The following is a 20,547-nucleotide window of genomic DNA, read 5'->3' on the forward strand; positions in this document are numbered from 1 at the left end:
ATTGAAGGCAGGTGCGACCAGCCTTCAGCAAAAAGCCCAGACCATTTGCTTTAAATGGTCCGGGCTTTCTTATTCAGCTCAGCAAAGCAAAACGCATTACGCGTCCAGCTCGGCCCAACGCTCAAGCAATGCATCGAGTTGCGCTTGCAGGTTTTCCAGTTGCGCCAGCACTGCCGCAGCCTGCTCCGCAGGACGCTGATAGAAACCGGCCTCAGCCATTTCAGCATTCAAGGCCGTCATCTGCGCTTCGACATCGTCGATCAGCCCAGGCAACGCTTCCAGCTCGCGTTGCAGCTTGTAGCTGAGCTTCTTCTTGGCTACCGGCATTTCCTGCGCGGCCACTGGCGCAGCAGCAACAACCGCAGTCGCCAGTTCGGCTTTACCGGATTTATTCTCGGTCACGCCCAACAGACGCGGCGAGCCACCCTGACGCAGCCAGTCCTGATAACCGCCTACATATTCACGAACCTTGCCTTCACCTTCGAACACCAGCGTACTGGTAACGACGTTATCGAGGAATGCCCGGTCGTGACTGACCATCAACACGGTGCCTTTGAAGGTCAACAGCACTTCTTCAAGCAGTTCGAGGGTTTCCACGTCCAGGTCGTTGGTGGGTTCGTCAAGCACCAGCAGGTTGGCTGGCTTGCTGAACAACTTGGCCAGCAACAAACGCGCACGCTCGCCACCGGACAATGCCTTCACTGGCGTACGTGCACGTTGCGGACTGAACAGGAAATCACCCAGATAGCTCAGCACATGCCGGCTCTGACCGTCGATATCGATGAAATCCCGACCTTCGGCCACGTTGTCGATAACGGTTTTTTCCAGATCAAGCTGGTGACGCAACTGATCGAAATAGGCCACCTCCAGACGCGTCCCCACTTCCACGCTACCGCTGGTAGGTTGCAGGTTATCGAGCATCAGCTTGAGCAAGGTGGTCTTGCCGGTACCGTTGGCGCCCAACAGACCGATACGGTCCTCACGCTGCAGGACCATGGAGAAGTCCTTGATCAGGAACGGACCGCCCGGGTGAGCGAAGCTGACGTTGTCCAGTACCATCACTTGTTTGCCGGACTTGTCGGATGTGTCCAGCTGAATGTTGGCTTTGCCGGTGCGCTCACGGCGCTCACCGCGTTCCACACGCAACTCTTTCAAGGCGCGTACGCGGCCTTCGTTACGAGTGCGGCGAGCCTTGATGCCCTGACGAATCCAGACTTCTTCTTGTGCCAGGCGCTTGTCGAACAGCGCGTTGGCGGTCTCTTCAGCAGACAACTGGGCTTCTTTGTGAACCAGGAAGCTGGCGTAATCGCCGTCCCAGTCGATCAGGCCGCCACGGTCCAGCTCAAGAATGCGGGTTGCCAGATTCTGCAGAAAGGACCGGTCATGGGTAATGAACAAAACCGCGCCCTGAAAGCCCATCAAGGCCTCTTCAAGCCAGGCGATCGCACCAATGTCCAAATGGTTGGTTGGTTCGTCGAGCAGCAACAGATCCGGCTCGGAAACCAAGGCCTGTGCCAGCAGAACCCGGCGACGCCAGCCTCCGGACAGCTCGGCCAGGGTTTTGTCGGCCGGCAATTGCAGACGGCTCAAGGTGCTGTCGACTAATTGCTGCAGACGCCAGCCGTCGCGGGACTCAAGGTCGTGCTGGACGTGCATCAGTTTGTCCAGATCCTCAGCGGTGACGATGTTCTGGCTCAGGTGGTGGTACTCGGCGAGCAGTGCGCCGACGCCATCCAGACCTTCAGCAACCACATCGAACACTGTCCGCTCGTCGGCCACCGGCAATTCCTGCGGCAGCTCGCCGATCTTCAGACCGGGAGCACGCCACACAGAGCCGTCGTCAGGCTTCTGTACGCCTTTGACGAGCTTCAACATACTGGATTTGCCAGTGCCGTTGCGGCCGATGATGCACACCCGCTCACCACGGGCGATCTGCCAGGACACCTTGTCCAACAACGGCATAGCGCCGAAAGCAAGGGACACATCGCTGAATTTGAGCAGGGTCATGAGTTTCTCCAAAAACTGGGCGCGCATTCTACCTGAGATACCCGAGGCGATGTTGGCATTCAATGACCACCGGGTGGGCGCCCGGAAAGCAAATCCGCCCTTTACCGCCTAATATGAAAGACAGGGATGAATATTTATGTCACACGGTGCGCAGTTGGCAGTGCTTCCACCCGAAGCTGGCAAAGGGCTAAGCTAGTAGTACTTTTCACGATTAATCTGCACGGAAGTCTCATGCGCAGTCGCTTGTTCAGTCTCTTATCCTGCCTGATTCTCTCTGCTGCCACCGCACAGTCAGTTCAGGCAGTAGATCTCACCCTACAGCGTCAGTATTACGACGAGGCAAAACGCGCACTGGCCAAAGGCGATTCCGGCCCTTACGTGCGTTATAGCCAGGCCCTTGCCGACTACCCGCTGGAGCCGTACCTGGAATATGACGAGCTGACAGCACGACTCAAGACTGCGAGCAATCCGGAGATTGAACGATTCCTCTCGGCTCACGGCGACCTGCCTCAGGCCAACTGGATGAAATTGCGCTGGTTACGCTGGCTGGCTGAACGCGGCGACTGGGAGACGTTCGTTCGGTATTACGACCCCAAGCTCAACTTCACCGAACTCGATTGCCTCTACGGCCAATACCAACTGAGTCATAACCTGCGTGTCGAAGGCTATGCCAACGCCGAAAAGTTATGGATGACTGGCAAGACCCAACCTGCCGCGTGCGATGCATTGTTTGATCGCTGGGCGGCGGAGGGCCAGCTACCTGAACAAAAACGCTGGCAGCGGGCCAAGTTGGCCGCGCACGCGCGCAACTACAACTTGGCCAACACCTTGGTCGACAGCCTCGTAACCCTCGCCCCGCAAGGCAGACTGCTGATCGCGGTCGCGCAAAAACCTGAACTGCTCAACGATCCCTCGCGCTTCACGCCTACCGACGAAGCCATGTCCGACGTGGTCGGCCTTGGGCTGCGTCGCCTGGCCAAGCTAGACCCGCAGAATGCCATGGAAATGCTCGACAGCTATTCGGCGCGGATGCATTTTTCACACGAAGAACAAGTGGAAATCGCTCGGGAGATCGGCCTGACACTGGCCCGCCGTTTCGATGGCCGAGCGCTGGAGGTCATGACTAAATATGACCCGGACTTGCGCGACAACACGGTCACAGAATGGCGTTTGCGCCTGCTGCTGCGTCTGGGCCGTTGGGACGATGCCTATCAACTGACACGCAAACTGCCGCAGGATCTCGCCACTACTAATCGCTGGCGTTACTGGCAAGCACGCTCACTGGAACTGTCCCAGCCCAATAGTCCGCTGGTGCCAACCTTGTATAAAGCAGTCGCCAAGGAGCGGGATTTTTACGGTTTTCTCGCCGCCGATCGCTCGCAGACCGCTTATCAGCTGAACAACAAACCGCTGATGCTCAGCCAGCAAGTCATCAACAAGGTCCGCAATACGCCGGGTATACGCCGGGCGCTGGAATTTCATGATCGCGGCCAGATAGTCGACGGTCGGCGCGAGTGGTATCACGTTAGCCACCTGTTCAGCCGCGATGAAATGGTCGCTCAGGCCAGGCTGGCCTATGATATGCAGTGGTACTTCCCGGCCATTCGCACCATCAGCCAGGCGCAATACTGGGACGATCTGGACATCCGCTTCCCGATGGCCCACCGCGATACGCTGGTACGTGAAGCCAATGTCCGCGGCCTGCACTCAAGTTGGGTATTTGCCATTACGCGCCAGGAAAGTGCCTTCATGGACGACGCTCGATCCGGCGTCGGCGCCAGCGGCTTGATGCAATTGATGCCGGCCACCGCCAAGGAAACCGCACGCAAATTCAGCATCCCTCTGGCGTCGCCTCAGCAAGTGCTCGATCCGGATAAAAACATCGAGCTGGGCGCTGCTTACCTGAGCCAGGTACACAGCCAGTTCAATGGCAATCGCGTGCTCGCATCGGCTGCCTACAACGCCGGCCCCGCCCGTGTTCGCCAGTGGCTCAAAGGCGCTAACCACTTGGCATTCGACGTGTGGGTCGAAAGCATCCCCTTCGACGAAACACGTCAGTACGTGCAGAACGTGCTGTCTTATTCGGTGATCTACGGGGAAAAACTCAACGCCCCGCAACCTTTGGTGGATTGGCACGAACGGTTTTTCGACGATTTTTGAGATCTTCGCTGCCTGACCTATTGCATTCGCAGCGTCCCGCTGCGAATGGCTTGACGCCTACTCCAGAACCGTCACTGGCATGCCTACTTCCAGGGTGCCAGGCCCGTCGCTGACCATGTTCTGCCCGAACCACACCTCCCCTTCGCGCTCGCGATAGGTCTTGAGGGTGGTTAATGGTTCGCGGTCTTCGGTGCGCTCGCCCGTCGCTGGGTCGATGGTCGTGAGAATGCATCGCGAACAGCCCTTGAGCAGGCGAAACTCAATGTCGCCGATGCGGATACGCTTCCAGCCATCCTCGGCGAATGCCTCGCTGCCCTCGACCACCAAATTGGGCCTGAACCGCAGCATCTCCAGCGACCGCCCTACCTTGGCGGACAAGTCATCCAGCGAAGCCTGACCAATCAGCAGTAACGGAAAGCCGTCGGCAAAACCCACCTTGTCTTCGATGGTGCCGTAACCGCTGGGCAACCAGCGAGCACGCTTGTCGGGCACATGAACCATGCGTGTAGGCTTGCCCATGAATTCGCTGAGCCACTGCGCCGCCTCGTCCCCGGCATCTGGCACGCGCAACGTGTCGCGCCATACGGTCACGCCACGCAGCGATGCTTCGGTGTCTTCAGGGAGGGGAACATCGAGTGCCTGGAAGCCGGGCGCATTGAGGGTGACACCGCCACCGGCATTCCACAGCACAGACAACTGGGACATGTGCGGCATGGCGCGCTGAGTGAAAAAGCGCCCTGAGGCCTCCTCCACCAGCATCCAGCGTCGATCTCCAGCCAAACCCAACCCATCAAATCGGGCCTGCTGCAGAGGTTCGGCCCTGCCAGACTTGAGTGGAAATCGATAAAGCGCACTGAGACGCAACATGGCCAGCTCCGTAATGGGCAAAGCGTCAATTTATACGAGTTACCACCCCGTACGACACCCCAAAAACCCGTCACGAAACCAGAAACAGGCGAATATCCGTCAGACCTGATCCAGCATCAGGCGCTCACGCACCACGTCGACCAACTTATCCGGCTGGAACTTGGAAAGGAAGTTGTCGCAGCCGACCTTCTTCACCATCGATTCGTTGAAGCTGCCCGACAACGAGGTGTGCAGAACCACATACAGACTGCGCAAGCGTGGATCGTTGCGGATCTCGGTGGTCAGCCGATATCCGTCCATCTCCGGCATCTCGGCGTCGGTGAACACCATCAACAGCTTGTCAGTCATCACTTCGCCTGTATCAGCCCAGGCCTTGAGCATATTCAATGCCTTGAGACCATCGCGGGCGATGTGCATCTTTACCCCAAGCTGGGACAGGGTTTCGCGCAACTGCGTCAGCGCCACGTTTGAATCGTCCACCAACAGCACTTCGCGACCACGGGCGAGCTCCAGGATCGGGTCCAGCAGTTTTTCGCGGGAAACTTTGGCGTTGTAAGGCACGATTTCAGCGAGGACTTTTTCGACATCGATAATCTCCACCAACTGATCATCGACCTTACTGATAGCAGTCAGGTAATGCTGACGGCCTGCGCTGGCAGGCGGCGGCAGAATAGCTTCCCAGTTCATATTGACGATGCGATCAACTCCCCCGACCAAAAACGCCTGTACCGAGCGGTTGTACTCCGTAACGATGATTGTACTGTTGGGCCCGGGTATCAGCGGACGCATACCAATGGCCTGGGAAAGGTCGATGACCGGCAGCGTCTGACCACGCAGGTTGACCACACCACAGACAAAGGGATGACGTTGTGGCATCAAGGTCAGCTTGGGCAGTTGCAGGACCTCCTGAACCTTGAAGACGTTGATTGCGAACAGCTGTCGACCGGCCAGGCGAAACATCAGAATTTCCAGGCGGTTCTCACCCACCAGCTGCGTGCGTTGATCTACCGTGTCGAGAATGCCGGCCATTGATGACTCCTGGGGGATGGTTCGTATTGATAGCGCTCAACCCGTTATCGGCCGAAGTGAGCTGGACCTTAATTGCAACAAAATGCCATGTAAAGCCCTTGATGTCACATCAGTATCACTGCTTGCGCCATTTGCCAGGCGCGCTGCATAGCAGGTAGGGGCAAAGGATTCGCCGACTGAAACCGAAAATAAACATTCGGAAATGGACTACAGACATCCGTTTGGTTTCAACATTAACTTGAAGCCACTCGCCGAGCGCGACCTACGATCGCTGCCCATGAGTTGCGGAGATAAAGCATGTTGAACAGCAATGAGTGGCAACCTTCGCTTCCTGATTTTCTGATTAAATCGCAGACACTTCTCGCCAAGTCGGAAGAATGCCTGAGTCATCTGGAATTGTTCATCAACGACAACGACGCCATCGAGTGCCTGCTCGATACCCTGTCGACCCTCACCCACGAGGCAGACGCCCTGTCTCTTGAGAGCATCGCTGATTTCTCCCGGCATATTCGTCACCTGCTCGACCTTGCCCACCCCCAGACACGCCTTCAGGGCGATGCGCTGTCCAGCCTCAGGCGCTGCGTCATCCTCCTTGCTTGGCAACTTGAACTGGTCGATACCGACACAGGAATGCTGTTGCTCGATGGCCGCGAACAACAGGAGTTGCTGAACGCATTCGCGACCATCGCCGGACTTGAGGATCAATGTTCACAGCTTATGCCTCACATGCGCGGGTCGACCGCCCTGAATGACTCAATCATCTAAGGCAAGATTGTTGTCGGGCACAACACATGCCCACCTCCGGCCTGCCGATAAATCCATCACCAAACGACACCGCGTGTTTCGTCAGCTTTACTCCAAGCAGTAGATTCAGCAGAGGGAGATTGCGAAGGGTCGCTGAAGCACCAACACATTTTGTAGAAAAAACGCCGCACTGTTGAAAATTGCCATTGAAATGCAATCACCAGACGTGTTTAATTCGAAATTCGACAAAATATTGGCTTAATAGAGAGGCCGCCATGAAAAAGCCATTTTATTGACTTACCTAGTAAGCATCTGTCCCAGTACCGCAGGATTTGGCACTGAGTTCGTGACTTGAGGGGTAGGTAGTTTATGCGCTTACAACCGGTTGACAGTCTTCTGCTTACACATTCCAGCCTGGTCGATTACTTTCTTTTCGGTATTCGCTTGGCGCATGGCGTGACCTGCATCCTGCCAGGATTATTGATTCTGGCATTCTGGCAAAACGACAACCCCGCCGCGCTGAACAGCTATTTGGCCGTGCTGATGTTCTTTGGCTTCATCAGCGTATTGATCTTTCAGGCAATCGGGGTCTATTCAGAGTCCATCTTCAGCAACCTGCTGCGCTTTCGCCTGACTCTGTTCGCCTGGTCTTCGGCGTTTTTCCTGCTGCTATTCATGCACCAGGCATTGTCACTGCTCAACTACATTTCCAATGAGCAACTGGCCCTCTGGTTCTTGACCAGTTTTGTGCTGTTCGGCGTCGAGCGTTTTTTCCTTCTGACGGTGTTCCAGCGCCTGATGCAAAAAGGGGTTTTCCTGCAGAACGCGATCATTCTCGGCGCGACTGAAAACGGTGAACGCCTGGCCGAATACCTGGCTCAGAATCAGGATATTCGCTCCGGGGTTTCCGGTTTTATCGACGACCGCATCGGGCGCATGCCCAAAACAGTAGCCGATCTGCCACTGCTGGGTAATTCCGGCGATCTGGAAAGGCTGATTCGCGAAGAAAAAGTCACGCAAGTGTTGGTCGCACTGCCCTGGACCGCAGAAAACCGCATGGACTATATCATTCGTGAGCTGCGCAGGTTGCCCGTCAACGTCCTGCTGGTGCCGGATATGGTTGCGTTCCGGCATGCTCACAACCGCATTACCGAAGTGGCTAATCTGCCGATGTTCAATGCGTCCGAAGTGCCCTTGAGCGGTTGGTCGCCATTTTTCAAACGGCTAGAGGACATGGTGCTGGCGAGCTTCGCTCTGCTTCTACTGTTACCCGTGATGATATTGGTTGCCGCTGCGATTAAACTCGATTCCCCGGGCCCGGTGCTGTTCCGGCAAAAACGCTACGGCTACAACAACCGGCTGATCGAAGTCTACAAGTTCCGCTCGATGTACCAGCATCAAACCGATGCGACCGCAGATATGCAAACCACTCGAGGTGACGCCAGAATCACCCGGGTCGGCCGCTTTATCCGCAAGACCAGCCTTGATGAGCTGCCACAACTGTTCAACGTCTTCGCCGGCAGTATGTCCATGGTCGGGCCGCGCCCGCATGCCACTGCGACCAAAGCCGCCGGCATTCTTTTTGAAGAAGCGGTCAAGGAGTACACCTCACGTCATCGGGTTAAACCAGGCATTACTGGCCTAGCGCAAATCAACGGCTATCGTGGTGAAACGGACACCTTGGAAAAAATCGAAAAACGCGTCGAATTCGACCTCGAATACATAGAAAACTGGTCGGTCTGGTTCGATCTATACATCCTTTTCCGCACTGTTCCAGCAGTGCTACTCACTCGCGAGGCCTATTGATGAGCACCCTCATTCCTTGCATTATCGCCGGCGGCGCTGGCACCCGACTGTGGCCGGTCTCTCGCGAAGCCATGCCCAAGCCGTTCATGCGTCTTCCCGATGGCGAAAGCCTGCTGCAAAAAACCTTCGTCCGGGCCTCCGCGCTGGCCGACGTCAACCGAATCCTGACGGTGACCAACCGCGACCTGTATTTCCGTACGGTGGACGACTACCGCCTGCTCAATAAGAGCAACGCGAACCTGGACTTCATCCTCGAACCGTTCGGGCGCAATACCGCCCCCGCCATCGCGGCGGCCGCGCTGCATGTCGCTCGTTTGTATGGCGACGATGCGCACCTGTTAATTCTTCCCGCCGATCACTTGATCAAGAACGTGGAAGCGTTTGCTCAAGCGGTCAGCGCGGCCCGAGATCTCGCGGATCAAGGCTGGATGGTGACATTCGGCATCGTGCCGACCAAGGCTGAAACTGGCTTTGGCTATATCGAACAAGGTGATGCTTTGGACCCGACGGCCTATCAAGTGGCCAGATTTATCGAAAAACCGGACGCTGACACCGCTCAGGGTTACCTCGACGGCGGATTGCATCTGTGGAATGCCGGAATGTTCTGCATGCGCGCCGACACCATCCTGCGCGAACTCCAAGAGCACGCGCCGCAGGTATTGGCCTCGGTCAAAGCGTGCCTGGAGCAAAGTCCCAGCAAGGAAGGCAATCACGAATTGCAGCTGGAACTGAACAGTGAGTTGTTCGCCCTAGCCCCGGACATCTCTATCGACTACGCCGTGATGGAACTCTCGCGAAAAGTCGCTGTGGTGCCATGCCAGCTGGGCTGGAGCGACATCGGCTCATGGCAGTCTCTGCGTGAACTGAGCCCTGCAGACGCCAATGGCAACCAATGCAACGGCCAGACCGTTCTGCATGAAGTGACCAACTGCTACATAGACTCACCCCAACGGTTGGTGGGCTGCATCGGCCTGGACGACCTGATCATCATCGACACCCCCGACGCGCTGCTGATCGCCGATGCCAAGCGTTGCCAGGAGGTCCGAATTATCGCCAAGGAACTCAAGCGCCAGGGCCACGATGCTTACCGCCTGCACCGGACCGTCACCCGCCCATGGGGGACCTACACCGTGCTCGAAGAAGGCAAGCGCTTCAAAATCAAACGCATCATGGTTCGCCCCCAAGCGTCACTGTCGCTGCAAATGCACCATCATCGCAGCGAACACTGGATCGTGGTCAGCGGCATGGCAAGGGTGACCAATGGCGACAGTGAGTTTCTGCTCGACACCAACGAATCGACGTTTATCAAACCAGGTCGCACTCACCGCTTGGTCAACCCCGGCGTGATCGATCTGGTGATGATCGAAGTACAGAGCGGCGAATACCTGGGCGAAGACGATATTGTTCGGTTCACCGACATTTATGGCCGTGTGCCCGTGGAGACGCTCAAGTCCTAGAAGGCCGGTAACACCGTCGTGAGAAAAGCAGAATGACAGCAACGGCTGGCCATGATTTTGCTCAGGTGGAGCAACCTGCACAAACCTGCTCGGCTATTTCGATCAGGTTCAGGTCCGGATCGCGCACATAGACCGAGCGAATCGGGCCGGTGGCGCCAGTGCACATGATCGGGCCTTCGACAATCGGCCAATTGGCCTCGGCCAGTCGCACGATCACCTGGTCCAGCGGGATCGAGGCGATAAAGCACAGGTCCAGCGCGCCCGGTACTGGCAGATGCGCCTTGGGCTCGAATTCGTGCCCGCGAATGTGCAGGTTGATTTTCTGATTACCAAACGTGAACGCCATGCGCCCGGCGCCGAAGGTCTCCAGTTGCATGCCCAGCACGCGAATGTAGAAATCCTGGGTGGCGTGGGCATCACTGGCGGTCAGGACCAGATGGTCAAGGTGATCAATCATGGGCTGGGCTCCTTGAGGCGATTGGACGGTGTGGGATCAGGGGTTAGCCACGGACTTCTCGCTGAAATCCTTTACGTGTTCGATGAAGCGCGTCACCGCCGGAGCCTTTTCAAAACGTCGATAGACCAGCGACAAGAATGATGAAGATTGGCAATCATGAATACGTCGGTACACCACATTGGGCAACTTGATGTGGTCCACCACCGACTCCGGCACCACCGCCACGCCCTGCCCGAGGGACACCAGCGCCACCACTGAGACCAATCCACCCGGTTGAGGCCCAAGCGTTGGCGCATAACCGCCTTGCGCGGCGACCTGCAAGGTGCCAGAGATCTGCTCGGGGAGGATGAAGGTTTCATTCTGTAGATGCACTGCGTTGACTTCTTTCAGACGACACAGCCATGAACTGTCTGGCAGCGCCAGCGCGAAGCCTTCTACCAACAGGCTGATGGTGCTCAGGGCTTCGGGCAAATGCATGGGTGAGCGGATGTAACCAACATCCAGCCGCCCTTCCTCGATCAATCCCGGCAACGCCGGCATCAGGTTCTCGCTGATGGCAAACCCGACGTCCGGGTAACGCAGGCGAAAACTGCTGACCTGTTTTTGCAGCACCCCGGAAAACACCGCCGAAGCGACATAACCCAACTCAATGTGGCCAGTCTCTCCACGCCCTGCCCGCTGCGCATTGAGCTGCGCGGCTTCGAACTGACGCACGGTCAGCTCTGCCTCTGTCTGCAAGGCTCTGCCCGCATCCGTCAGGCTGACCTCGCGTTGCAGGCGCAGGAACAAGCGCGTGCCCAAGGCGTTTTCCATGTCCTGAATCTGTCGGGTAAGCGTCGGCGGAGCAATGCCCAGCTGTGCAGCGGCACGGCTGAAATTCCGGTGCTTGGCAACGGCCAGAAAGTAACGAAAGTGACGTATTTCCATGGCTGCATTAGCTCAAAGGTAATGAAATTCTAAAGCCCAGGTAACAAAGGGCCAAAGGCTGCGCGATAAGCTTGCTGGCAACGTTACCCCTAAAGCAATCCTGTATCCGCGAGGTATGACATGAAAACGCCCAGCCCGCGTATGGCTCTGTTGACCGCCTCGGGCGTCTGCTCGCTTATCGTTCTGGACACCAATATTGTCGCCGTGACCTTGCCCAGCATCGCCCGTGACCTGAGCGCCAATTTCGCCGACATCGAATGGGTGGTCAGCGCCTACATGCTGGCCTTCGCCGCACTGCTGTTGCCCGCAGGCAGCATCGCTGATCGTTTTGGCCGAAAAAAGACCCTGCTCTGCGGCCTGGTACTGTTCATTCTGGCCTCACTGGGCTGTGGTGCCGCGCCGAATATTGTATTTCTCGACATTGCCCGAGCGATCAAAGGCGTCGGGGCCGCGCTGTTGTTGACCTCGGCGCTGGCGACTATCGGCCATGCGTTCCATGACGAAACCGAACGGGCCAAGGCCTGGGCATTCTGGGGGGCGTGCATGGGTGTCGCCATGACCGCCGCGCCCACCGTGGGTGGACTGATTGCCTCATTCGTGGGCTGGCGCTGGATCTTCTACCTGAACCTGCCCGTGGGCTTGCTGCTGGTGACCATGGTGTGGCGCAACATCGACGAGTCGCGCAACGAACAATCAGGGCGGCTCGACCCTTGGGGCAGCCTGACGTTCAGCGGCAGCCTGTTGTGCCTTATCTGGGGCTTGATCGAGGCCAATCGCATTGGCTGGGACAATACATTGACCACCCTGCGTTTGCTGGCCGGGGTGCTGCTGATGGTCCTGTTTGTGGTGGTTGAGCGTCTGCTGCACCGACCTATGGTCGATCTGCACTTGTTCAAGCACCCGCGTTTCATTGGTGCTCTCCTGGGCATGTTCGCTTACGCAGGCTGCGCCCAAGTGATGATGACGTTGTTGCCGTTCTACTTGCAGAATGGCCTCGGATTTACGGCCATCGCCTCCGGGCTGGGCATGTTGCCGTTCGCGCTGACCATGCTGACTTTCCCGAAGATCGGCGCGCGGCTGTCTCGCACGCTGTCGCCCGCCAGCATGATGGCCCTCGGACTGACCCTGGTCGGTTGCGGCAACCTGCTCAGCGCCTGGGCCGCGTCGGTGGGCGGCTACCTGAGCTTTGCCTGCGCCATCGCTGTCACCGGGGCAGGCGCCGGATTGCTCAATGGCGATACCCAGAAGAACATCATGGCGTGCGTACCGCGTGACCGCACAGGCATGGCGTCCGGCATGAGCACCACCATGCGCTTCAGCGCGATCATGCTCGCCATCGGGGTATTCGGCGCGTTATTGGCCAGTCACTCGCAACAGGCCTTGACCCATAGCCTGCAACTCAATGCGCCCGGCTGGCTCGCGCAAACCGATCACATCGTGTCCCGCGTGGTGGCTGGTGACATGGTCGCGGCGATGCAGCCGCTGACGGAGAGTGCGCGGCTGATCGTCCAACCGCTGGCGCAGCAGGCATTTGTTTCAGGCTTCAGCACGATCCTCTGGGTGGCCGGGCTGATGGCGCTGTTTGGCGCCCTGCTGGTGGGCACGCTGATGCGCAATCCGATACCGGCGGTTCAGTTGAGCACTGCATAAGCCCTCTTTTTTTGCTCTGCGCTCGGTATTTTTCCGACAACTGCTCCTGTTTCGAGAGCCATCCGCTTTCTATAGTGGAGCATCAGCGGTGCACCCAATGTCGATGGACACGCGCCGTGGATGTCACCGGGGTTTTTCCGCCGGATGAACGATGGGCGACGCCTGCATGAGATTCTCAGGTGTGGTTACATCACGCCTTACCCACGCTGAGTCGCTTATGCCGCCAGCCGACTGAAGCGACCTGATCTATCATCAGCCATCCAGCGAGATGAAGGAGATCACCATGGACATCACGATCAAACAATTACCGTCCGCACGGATCGCCTACCTGCGCCTTACGGCTCCGTACGGCCCGGCTATCGGCGTATTCTGGCGTGAAGTGTTCGGTGTCTGGATGGAGCAGAACGGCCTGTTGCAACGCGTTCGCTATGGCATCGGCCTTGACGATCCCGCCATCACGCCGCCCGCTGAATGCCGCTATGACGCCTGTGTCGAAGTACCTGAAACTTTCGACGCGACCCCACAAGTCCTGGTTCGCACCCTGCCCGGCGGTCAGTTTGCCTGTGCAAGATTCGTCGGCACCGGCGCGGAAATCGGTGAGGCCTGGAACCGACTCTTCCGTGAACTGCCTACCCTCGACATACGAGCGGACGGTGGCCCTTATTTCGAACGCTACGCGCAAGACTCCCGCTACGATCCACTGACCGGGGTAATGGACTGTGAGCTGTGCATTCCGGTCAAGCCGCTGTAGTTCATGTTGGCGTTACACAGAATCCCTGTAGGAGACAGCCGCGCTGTCGCGCAGCAAACGGGGTGTTTGGTTCACTCTGAATTCCCGTGGGAGGCTTGCAACTACGCATTCCGCTGCGAAAGCGTTGGATCAGGCTCAAATATTCAGCAAGTCAGGACGCTCTTCTTTACACGACGGGCCTCTTCGCAGGCAAGCCTGCTCCCACAGTTGATCTATTGCGTCATAAAAAATTATTTAAAATCAATTACTTAAATATTATTTGAGGAGCGCGACGCCGCCAACTGCCAAACCCGCGCCAGATCACGGGCTCGATCACGCAGCAAACTCGCCGCATGGCGACAGGCATAACCGAGCGTCATTGGGCCACTGGTCAACGCAAACGCCGCACTGATGCCATGCGCGTACAGGTCGGCATAGCCCTCGCCCAACGTCCCGGCCAGCACGATCACCGGCACACCTTTGTGCCGGGCAATGCGGGCAACACCGAACGGGGTTTTGCCACGCAACGTCTGGGCATCAAAACAGCCTTCGCCGGTGATCACCAAATCGGCACCGTCAAGCGCTTCGGCAAGACCGACCAGATCGGCCACCACTTCCACTCCCGGGCGAAAGGTCGCGTTCAGGTACGCCTTGGCAGCGAAGCCCATGCCCCCCGCCGCACCGCAGCCTGGGTGGTCACGCAGGTCTCGCCCCAGCACCCGCGCCGAATGATCAGCGAAATGCCCCAGCGCAGCATCCAGTTCCAGGATTTGCTGTGGTGACGCGCCCTTCTGCGGACCAAAAATATGTGAAGCACCATGAGCACCGCACAAGGGATTATCGACATCGGCGGCGACCTCGAAGCGCACATCGCGTAAACGTGCATCAAGACCGTCCAGTTCGATCCGCTGCACCTGCGCCAAGGCCAGACCGCCCGGCGACAAAGGTTGACCGTTGCCATCGAAAAAACGCGCACCCAACGCAGAAAGCATGCCGCTGCCGGCATCATTGGTCGCACTGCCGCCAATCGCCAGGATGATGCGTTGTGCGCCAGCATCCAGCGCCGCATGAATCAATTCACCCGTGCCTTGCGTACTGCTCAGGCAAGCGTCCCGTTGCTCAAGGGTCAATAACTGCAAGCCGCTGGCCATGGCCATTTCGATAATCGCTGTCCGGGTCTGCTCGAGCCAGCCCCACTGCGCCTCGACGGCAACGCCCAATGGCCCACTGACGCTGGCGCTCATCCACTGCCCATCACACGCGGCAAGAATGGCTTCGATAGTGCCCTCGCCGCCATCGGCCATTGGGCGTTGGACCAATTCGGCGTCGGGCCAGACTTCAGCCAAGCCCTCGGCGATGGCATTGGCGACACCCTGAGCAGTCAGGCTGTCCTTGAAAGAGTCGGGCGCGATAACGATTTTCATGGGGGTCTTCCTGTCCGTAATGGAGGAATGTTCTCACCTTGACTGACGTTTGCCGCCTGACCTTCGCACAACGAACGTCGGCGGTTATTGGTCATTGGACCAAAACGGCGCGGGCGGTTTTAGTCGATGGCGACGCGCGGCGTCATTTGCACGCCCAAGTACAGGCGCAACAAGTCGTCGGTTTTGTAAGGATCGCAGCCACTGAGTTCAGCGACCTTTTCCAGTCGATAGCGCAGGCTGTTGCGGTGAATACCCAGCGCGTCGGCACAGACCTGGCTTTCGCCACTGTAATCGAACCAGCTGCGCAGGGTTTCCAGCAACTGCCCGCTGTTACTTTCTTGCAACCGGGTGATCGGGTCGGCCACGCTCTGGGCGAGCCAATCACTGCGATAGCGCCAGAACAGCACCGCCAGACGGTAGACCGCCAGACGCAACAGCCGCCGCTGCGGATGAACATGGCGGGCGTAGTCGAGCAAATCACGCCCCGCAGCACAGGCCTGACGCAACGTCACAAGATCGGCCGATGGCTCAACCGTGACCATCCGCACCACTGGCCAGCCCTGTTCGTCAAACTGCTCCAGCAGCAACGCATCATCACGCTCCTTGCCTGAAGCACGGCACCAGAGCAACAAAGTCGGCTCCCGCGCCACACACCAACCGTGGGCATATCGGGCGTTCAACCAGGCGGCAACCTGACTGGCCGCGGGCGTTAACGCGGGTAGCTCGATCAACACCGCCTGACGTGGTAATTGCGGTTGCAGCCCCAAGTGTTCGGCTTCATCGACCAGGCTGTCAGGGCAATCAACCAACAACAACCGCGACAACAGATCCTCACTGCGCTGATGTCGCCACTGTTGATCCGCCTGCTGACGACGGTGCTCCATCAGCATCTCGGCGGTCATCTTCACCAACTCGCCATAGACCCGCACCTCCTCCGGCTCACCCGTGATGCCCAGTACGCCGACCAGTTTTTGGTCGAGCATCAACGGCAGATTGACACCCGGACGCACGCCATTCAGATGCTTGGCCGTCTGCGAATCGATCTCCACCACCCGGCGGTTAGCCAACACCAACTGCGCGCCTTCATGCCGGGTATACAACCGATCAGCCTCGCCACTGCCGATGATGATGCCCAGATAGTCCATCACATTGACGTTGCACGGCAGAATCGCCATGGCACGGTCAACAATGTCCTGCGCAAGGTCGTGATCAAGAGCAAACATGGTGGGCTCCGGGGAGAGTGGGTTGCAGTGAGTTTGCCTGATATGCCGCATTCGCGAATAAATTTGCTTGGGTATTGCGCGAATCTTGTGCAGGCTGTGTGGAGCGAGTTTATTCGCGAATGGGGCTACACGACATCTGACCCTGCCTACTCAATCGGCGCCAAGCGTTCGCGACTATTGGTCAAATGGGTCCACATGGCGGCGCGGGCGGCGTCTGGGTCCTGGCGGCGGATCGCGCTCAGTAGCGCTTCGTGTTCGAGGTTGGCCAGGTAACCGTGGTGAGCGAGGTTATTACCGGCCCGTTCGCTCGACGCAATACGGCTGCGCGGAATCATGGCGCTGCCCAGGTGCTGCATGATTTCAATGAAGCACGGATTACCGGTCGCTTCGGCGATCAACAGATGAAAACGCCTGTCCGCCTCCACGCAGCTGTCGTCCTTGGCCAGCAGGTCCTGATAATCATCCAGCGCCTGACGCATGGCCGCCAGTTGCTCATCGGTACGTCGCCGGGCAGCCAGCGCCACGGCCTGAGTTTCCAGGCCGATGCGCAGTTCGATGATGTCACGCACGCTGGCGGCGGTTTCCACCTTCAGGCGCAAACCGGTCTGACCTTGATGCTCAAGCACAAAGGTGCCGATGCCATGACGGGTTTCAACCAGCCCTGACGCCTGCAACTTGGAAATCGCTTCGCGAACCACGGTGCGACTGACGCCGTGCTCGCGCACGATTTCGTTTTCTGACGGCAGTTTTTCCCCGGGATTGATCTTGCCCAGCAAGATTCGCTGGCTCAATTGCGTGACCAGATCAGTGGCCAGGTTATGCGGACGTCGTTTGGGGGCGGCACGGGTTAGGTCTTGCATGCGAAAGATGTCCAGATAAAACGTTAAAACCTGCGATAGCCGGATCATACCACCTGTTTATGGGGGCAATAACCTGCAACACAAAGCAGCGATCCACGGAATACCTCTCCGCACCATCTTGTATGACAACTTAAAAGTAACACCTCAAACCACATGAAACCGTTCAGCAAAAATTCGATAAAAGACACTGTAAACGGACAATAACGACCAAAAACCCCCTTGTGCTGCAAATTATTACTTGTATGATGACTGTCAACGAGGCGCATAGCCTTGGTGCAACTCAACCCGCATAAAAATAACGAGTGGGAGATTCAACTGTGACTGCATCCAATTCCAGGGTGAACGATGGCGCGAGCTCAGCGCTGCTTTCGGCCGTGTCGAAAGTGAAGCGTCGTGTGCTGCCGCTGTTCGTCATCATGTTCATCGTCAACTACATCGACCGAGTCAACATCGGCTTCGTTCGAACCTACATGGAACACGACCTGGGCATCGGCGCTGCCGCCTACGGTCTGGGCGCCGGTCTGTTCTTCATTGGCTATGCGCTGTTTGAAGTCCCTTCCAACATCCTGCTGCAAAAAGTCGGCGCGCGAATCTGGCTGACCCGCATCATGCTGACCTGGGGCCTGGTGGCTGCCGGGATGGCGTTTATCCAGAACGAAACCCACTTCTACATATTGCGCTTTCTGCTGGGGGTCGCTGAAGCTGGCTTCTTCCCTGGCGTCATCTACTACTTCACTCGCTGGCTGCCGGGGGTCGAGCGTGGCAAGGCCATTGCTATTTTCCTCAGCGGCTCGGCGCTTGCGTCTCTGATCTCTGGCCCGCTGTCGGGTGCGCTGCTACACGTCAGTGGCTTGGGTTTGCATGGTTGGCAGTGGATGTACTTCATTGAAGGCATGGTCTCGGTCTGCCTGTGCTTCTTCGTCTGGTTCTGGCTGGACGCCAAGCCCCACGATGCAAAATGGCTGAACCGCGATGAGCAAGACGCACTGGTCAATGCCATCGACGCCGAGCAACTGGAGCGCGAAGCCGCCACACCGATCAAACCGTCGCTGACCACCCTGCTCAAGGATCGGCAGATCATCCTTTTCTGTGTGATCTACTTCTTTATCCAACTGACCATCTACGCCGCCACCTTCTGGCTGCCCAGCATCATCAAGAAAATGGGCGACCTCAGTGACATGCAGGTGGGACTGTTCAACTCCATTCCGTGGTTGCTGTCGATTGTCGGCATGTACGCCTTCGCCTCGTTTTCAGCGAAATGGAAACACCAGCAGGCATGGGTCGCCGTAGCGCTGCTGATCGCCGCTGCCGGGATGTTCATGTCCACCACCGGCGGGCCGGTCTTCGCTTTCGTCGCGATCTGCTTTGCGGCACTGGGTTTCAAATCGGCATCGTCGTTGTTCTGGCCCATTCCGCAGGCCTATCTGGATGCGCGGATCGCTGCCGGGGTCATCGCACTGATCAACTCGGTCGGCAACCTCGGCGGGTTCGTCGCGCCGACAACCTTCGGCTGGCTTGAAGAACACACAGGCTCAATTCAGGGCGGTCTGTACGGCCTGGCCGGGACCTCGATCATTGCCGCGATCATCGTTTTCGCCGCGCGCAATAAACCCAAGGGGGCATCCGCCGCCGCGATGGCAGGAAAAACGGCGCCGACCCACCCCTGATGCTAATGGCAGCGCGTCGAGACTGATCGACTCAATGCTCGGCGCCGTCCCGAAACGACCGAATACCTATTTTTACAGGACCACACCATGACCACCTTGAACTCCGAAGTTGTGGGCAAAGCCCCCGTTATCACCAGCATGCAGATCGTCCCCGTGGCCGGTCACGACGGAATGCTCCTGAACCTGAGCGGCGCTCATGGGCCGTTTTTTACCCGCAACATCGTCATTCTCAAGGACAACGCCGGGCATACGGGCGTGGGTGAAGTGCCGGGCGGCGAACGCATCCGCCAGACCCTGGAAGACGCCCGCTCGTTGGTCGTCGGCAACCCGATCGGCACGTACCAGAAGATCCTCAATCAGGTGCGCCAGGCATTCGCCGAGCGTGATTCGGGCGGCCGAGGCCTGCAAACCTTCGACTTGCGCATCACCATCCATGCCGTCACTGGCCTGGAAGCCGCCATGCTGGACTTGCTCGGCCAGCACTTGGACGTGCCCGTCGCGGCCCTGCTCGGTGAAGGCCAGCAGCGCGACGAAGTGAAGATGCTTGGTTATCTGTTCTACGTCGGCGACCGCACCAAGACCGACCTGGCCTACCGCAGCGAACCCGATGCCGACAACGACTGGTTTCGCGTGCGCCATGAACCAGCCATGACTGCCGAAGCGGTGGTGCGACTGGCTGAAGCGGCCCACACAAAATATGGTTTCAAGGACTTCAAACTCAAGGGCGGCGTGTTGCGCGGCGAAGAGGAAATCGAAGCAGTCACGGCCCTCGCCGAACGCTTCCCGGACGCACGCATCACCCTGGACCCCAACGGCGCCTGGTCACTGAAAGAGGCGATCCGCCTGTGCCGTGATCAGCACCATGTCCTGGCTTACGCTGAAGACCCCTGCGGTGCCGAAAACGGTTTTTCCGGTAGGGAAGTCATGGCTGAGTTCCGTCGCGCCACAGGCATGAAGACCGCCACCAACATGATTGCCACCGACTGGCGTGAAATGGGCCATGCTATCCAGTTGCAGTCCGTTGATATCCCGTTGGCCGACCCGCATTTCTGGACCATGCAAGGTTCTGTCCGCGTGGCGCAGATGTGCCATGAATGGGGCCTGACCTGGGGCTCGCATTCGAACAACCACTTCGACATCTCCCTGGCGATGTTCACCCACGTCGCGGCTGCGGCACCGGGCGATATCACCGCCATCGACACCCACTGGATCTGGCAGGACGGGCAACGGCTGACCAAAGCCCCATTGCAGATCGTCAACGGCTGCGTGCAAGTGCCGAAAAAACCGGGGCTGGGCGTTGAACTGGACATGGACCAGGTGGCCAAGGCTCACGAGCTGTACCAGGGCATGGGGCTGGGCGCGAGGGATGACAGCGTGGCCATGCAATTTCTGATTCCGGGCTGGTCGTTCAATAACAAGCTTCCGTGCCTTGTTCGGTAAGTTGCAGGGGCGATAAGTTGCACGTGCAGTAAGGCTATTGCCAACGTGGCGTACGGCGCAGAATCACTTCTGCGCCGTTTTTTCTTCTGGCACAGAGGC

At 58.0% G+C, this 20,547-nt stretch carries 16 protein-coding genes; 8 read left to right on the forward strand and 8 right to left on the reverse strand.

What is annotated here, in order from left to right; all coding sequences use genetic code 11:
* Positions 1–96 precede the first annotated feature (96 nt).
* Positions 97–2,007 (reverse strand): ATP-binding cassette domain-containing protein, encoded by a 1,911-nt coding sequence (locus AC1ME2_RS04220; RefSeq protein WP_480439508.1) that lies wholly within the window; start codon positions 2,005–2,007, stop codon positions 97–99.
* Positions 2,008–2,238: 231 nt separating this feature from the next.
* On the opposite strand from AC1ME2_RS04220, the gene AC1ME2_RS04225 reads away from it, so the two are divergent.
* The gene (locus tag AC1ME2_RS04225; RefSeq protein WP_480439509.1) at positions 2,239–4,167 is read left to right on the forward strand and encodes a transglycosylase SLT domain-containing protein; all 1,929 of its coding nucleotides are present in this window, start codon (positions 2,239–2,241) and stop codon (positions 4,165–4,167) included.
* Between the two features lie 57 nt (positions 4,168–4,224).
* On the opposite strand, the gene AC1ME2_RS04230 is transcribed toward AC1ME2_RS04225, so the two are convergent.
* Together AC1ME2_RS04230 and AC1ME2_RS04235 are read right to left on the reverse strand one after the other, a co-directional pair.
* Positions 4,225–5,034, reverse strand: coding sequence for an MOSC domain-containing protein (locus tag AC1ME2_RS04230; RefSeq protein ID WP_480439510.1), 810 nt, complete (start codon positions 5,032–5,034; stop codon positions 4,225–4,227).
* 99 nt (positions 5,035–5,133) lie between these two features.
* Positions 5,134–6,063, reverse strand: coding sequence for a chemotaxis protein CheV (locus AC1ME2_RS04235; protein ID WP_480439511.1), 930 nt, complete (start codon positions 6,061–6,063; stop codon positions 5,134–5,136).
* A 297-nt stretch (positions 6,064–6,360) separates the two neighbouring features.
* On the opposite strand from AC1ME2_RS04235, the gene AC1ME2_RS04240 reads away from it, so the two are divergent.
* The 3 genes from AC1ME2_RS04240 (at position 6,361) to AC1ME2_RS04250 (ending at position 10,070) form a co-directional block, all read left to right on the forward strand.
* Positions 6,361–6,828 carry a hypothetical protein gene (locus AC1ME2_RS04240; RefSeq protein WP_480439513.1) on the forward strand — a complete coding sequence of 156 codons (468 nt, stop codon included), beginning with the start codon at positions 6,361–6,363 and terminating at the stop codon, positions 6,826–6,828.
* Between the two features lie 348 nt (positions 6,829–7,176).
* Positions 7,177–8,613, forward strand: a complete 1,437-nt coding sequence (locus tag AC1ME2_RS04245) for an undecaprenyl-phosphate glucose phosphotransferase (RefSeq protein WP_480439514.1) — start codon at positions 7,177–7,179, stop codon at positions 8,611–8,613.
* Positions 8,613–10,070 (forward strand): mannose-1-phosphate guanylyltransferase/mannose-6-phosphate isomerase, encoded by a 1,458-nt coding sequence (locus AC1ME2_RS04250; protein WP_480439516.1) that lies wholly within the window; start codon positions 8,613–8,615, stop codon positions 10,068–10,070. The genes AC1ME2_RS04245 and AC1ME2_RS04250 overlap by 1 nt, the downstream gene beginning before the upstream one ends.
* Before the next feature lie 61 nt (positions 10,071–10,131).
* Here AC1ME2_RS04250 and AC1ME2_RS04255 read toward each other — a convergent pair whose 3' ends face one another.
* Positions 10,132–10,527: a VOC family protein gene (locus AC1ME2_RS04255; RefSeq protein WP_480439517.1), complete on the reverse strand. Its 396-nt coding sequence runs from the start codon at positions 10,525–10,527 to the stop codon at positions 10,132–10,134.
* Positions 10,528–10,563: 36 nt separating this feature from the next.
* Positions 10,564–11,454 carry a LysR family transcriptional regulator gene (locus AC1ME2_RS04260; protein WP_480439518.1) on the reverse strand — a complete coding sequence of 297 codons (891 nt, stop codon included), beginning with the start codon at positions 11,452–11,454 and terminating at the stop codon, positions 10,564–10,566.
* 120 nt (positions 11,455–11,574) lie between these two features.
* Between AC1ME2_RS04260 and AC1ME2_RS04265 the strand changes: the two genes are divergently transcribed.
* Together AC1ME2_RS04265 and AC1ME2_RS04270 are read left to right on the forward strand one after the other, a co-directional pair.
* On the forward strand, positions 11,575–13,104 hold the full coding sequence (locus AC1ME2_RS04265) for an MFS transporter (protein ID WP_480439519.1): 1,530 nt from the start codon (positions 11,575–11,577) through the stop codon (positions 13,102–13,104).
* Positions 13,105–13,387: 283 nt separating this feature from the next.
* Positions 13,388–13,855 (forward strand): AraC family transcriptional regulator, encoded by a 468-nt coding sequence (locus tag AC1ME2_RS04270; RefSeq protein ID WP_480439521.1) that lies wholly within the window; start codon positions 13,388–13,390, stop codon positions 13,853–13,855.
* A gap of 248 nt (positions 13,856–14,103) precedes the next feature.
* Here the strand turns inward: AC1ME2_RS04270 and AC1ME2_RS04275 are convergent, their stop codons facing one another.
* The 3 genes from AC1ME2_RS04275 to AC1ME2_RS04285 all read right to left on the reverse strand — a co-directional run bounded on the left by AC1ME2_RS04275 (position 14,104) and on the right by AC1ME2_RS04285 (position 17,341).
* Entirely contained in the window at positions 14,104–15,258 is a 1,155-nt protein-coding gene (locus tag AC1ME2_RS04275) for a glycerate kinase (RefSeq protein ID WP_480439523.1), read from the reverse strand.
* Between the two features lie 119 nt (positions 15,259–15,377).
* Entirely contained in the window at positions 15,378–16,481 is a 1,104-nt protein-coding gene (locus AC1ME2_RS04280; protein WP_480439525.1) for a sugar diacid recognition domain-containing protein, read from the reverse strand.
* 146 nt (positions 16,482–16,627) lie between these two features.
* Positions 16,628–17,341, reverse strand: a complete 714-nt coding sequence (locus AC1ME2_RS04285) for a FadR/GntR family transcriptional regulator (protein WP_480439527.1) — start codon at positions 17,339–17,341, stop codon at positions 16,628–16,630.
* Positions 17,342–17,679: 338 nt separating this feature from the next.
* On the opposite strand from AC1ME2_RS04285, the gene AC1ME2_RS04290 reads away from it, so the two are divergent.
* Positions 17,680–19,008 (forward strand): MFS transporter, encoded by a 1,329-nt coding sequence (locus AC1ME2_RS04290; protein ID WP_480441998.1) that lies wholly within the window; start codon positions 17,680–17,682, stop codon positions 19,006–19,008.
* Positions 19,009–19,095: 87 nt separating this feature from the next.
* On the forward strand, positions 19,096–20,448 hold the full coding sequence (gudD, locus tag AC1ME2_RS04295) for a glucarate dehydratase (RefSeq protein ID WP_480439528.1): 1,353 nt from the start codon (positions 19,096–19,098) through the stop codon (positions 20,446–20,448).
* The last annotated feature ends 99 nt before the right edge of the window (positions 20,449–20,547 follow it).

This window comes from Pseudomonas sp. ASL9, from assembly GCF_056680335.1.

Excerpts from the sequence above, each read along its gene's own strand:
- AC1ME2_RS04265 (WP_480439519.1), top strand. The coding sequence starts at position 11,575 with ATGAAAACGCCCAGCCCGCGTATGGCTCTGTTGACCGCCTCGGGCGTC.
- AC1ME2_RS04240 (WP_480439513.1), top strand. The coding sequence starts at position 6,361 with ATGTTGAACAGCAATGAGTGGCAACCTTCGCTTCCTGATTTTCTGATT.
- AC1ME2_RS04220 (WP_480439508.1), bottom strand. The coding sequence starts at position 2,007 with ATGACCCTGCTCAAATTCAGCGATGTGTCCCTTGCTTTCGGCGCTATG.
- AC1ME2_RS04225 (WP_480439509.1), top strand. The coding sequence starts at position 2,239 with ATGCGCAGTCGCTTGTTCAGTCTCTTATCCTGCCTGATTCTCTCTGCT.
- AC1ME2_RS04260 (WP_480439518.1), bottom strand. The coding sequence starts at position 11,454 with ATGGAAATACGTCACTTTCGTTACTTTCTGGCCGTTGCCAAGCACCGG.
- AC1ME2_RS04235 (WP_480439511.1), bottom strand. The coding sequence starts at position 6,063 with ATGGCCGGCATTCTCGACACGGTAGATCAACGCACGCAGCTGGTGGGT.
- AC1ME2_RS04230 (WP_480439510.1), bottom strand. The coding sequence starts at position 5,034 with ATGTTGCGTCTCAGTGCGCTTTATCGATTTCCACTCAAGTCTGGCAGG.
- AC1ME2_RS04270 (WP_480439521.1), top strand. The coding sequence starts at position 13,388 with ATGGACATCACGATCAAACAATTACCGTCCGCACGGATCGCCTACCTG.
- AC1ME2_RS04255 (WP_480439517.1), bottom strand. The coding sequence starts at position 10,527 with ATGATTGATCACCTTGACCATCTGGTCCTGACCGCCAGTGATGCCCAC.
- AC1ME2_RS04285 (WP_480439527.1), bottom strand. The coding sequence starts at position 17,341 with ATGCAAGACCTAACCCGTGCCGCCCCCAAACGACGTCCGCATAACCTG.
- AC1ME2_RS04280 (WP_480439525.1), bottom strand. The coding sequence starts at position 16,481 with ATGTTTGCTCTTGATCACGACCTTGCGCAGGACATTGTTGACCGTGCC.
- AC1ME2_RS04250 (WP_480439516.1), top strand. The coding sequence starts at position 8,613 with ATGAGCACCCTCATTCCTTGCATTATCGCCGGCGGCGCTGGCACCCGA.
- gudD (WP_480439528.1), top strand. The coding sequence starts at position 19,096 with ATGACCACCTTGAACTCCGAAGTTGTGGGCAAAGCCCCCGTTATCACC.
- AC1ME2_RS04275 (WP_480439523.1), bottom strand. The coding sequence starts at position 15,258 with ATGAAAATCGTTATCGCGCCCGACTCTTTCAAGGACAGCCTGACTGCT.
- AC1ME2_RS04245 (WP_480439514.1), top strand. The coding sequence starts at position 7,177 with ATGCGCTTACAACCGGTTGACAGTCTTCTGCTTACACATTCCAGCCTG.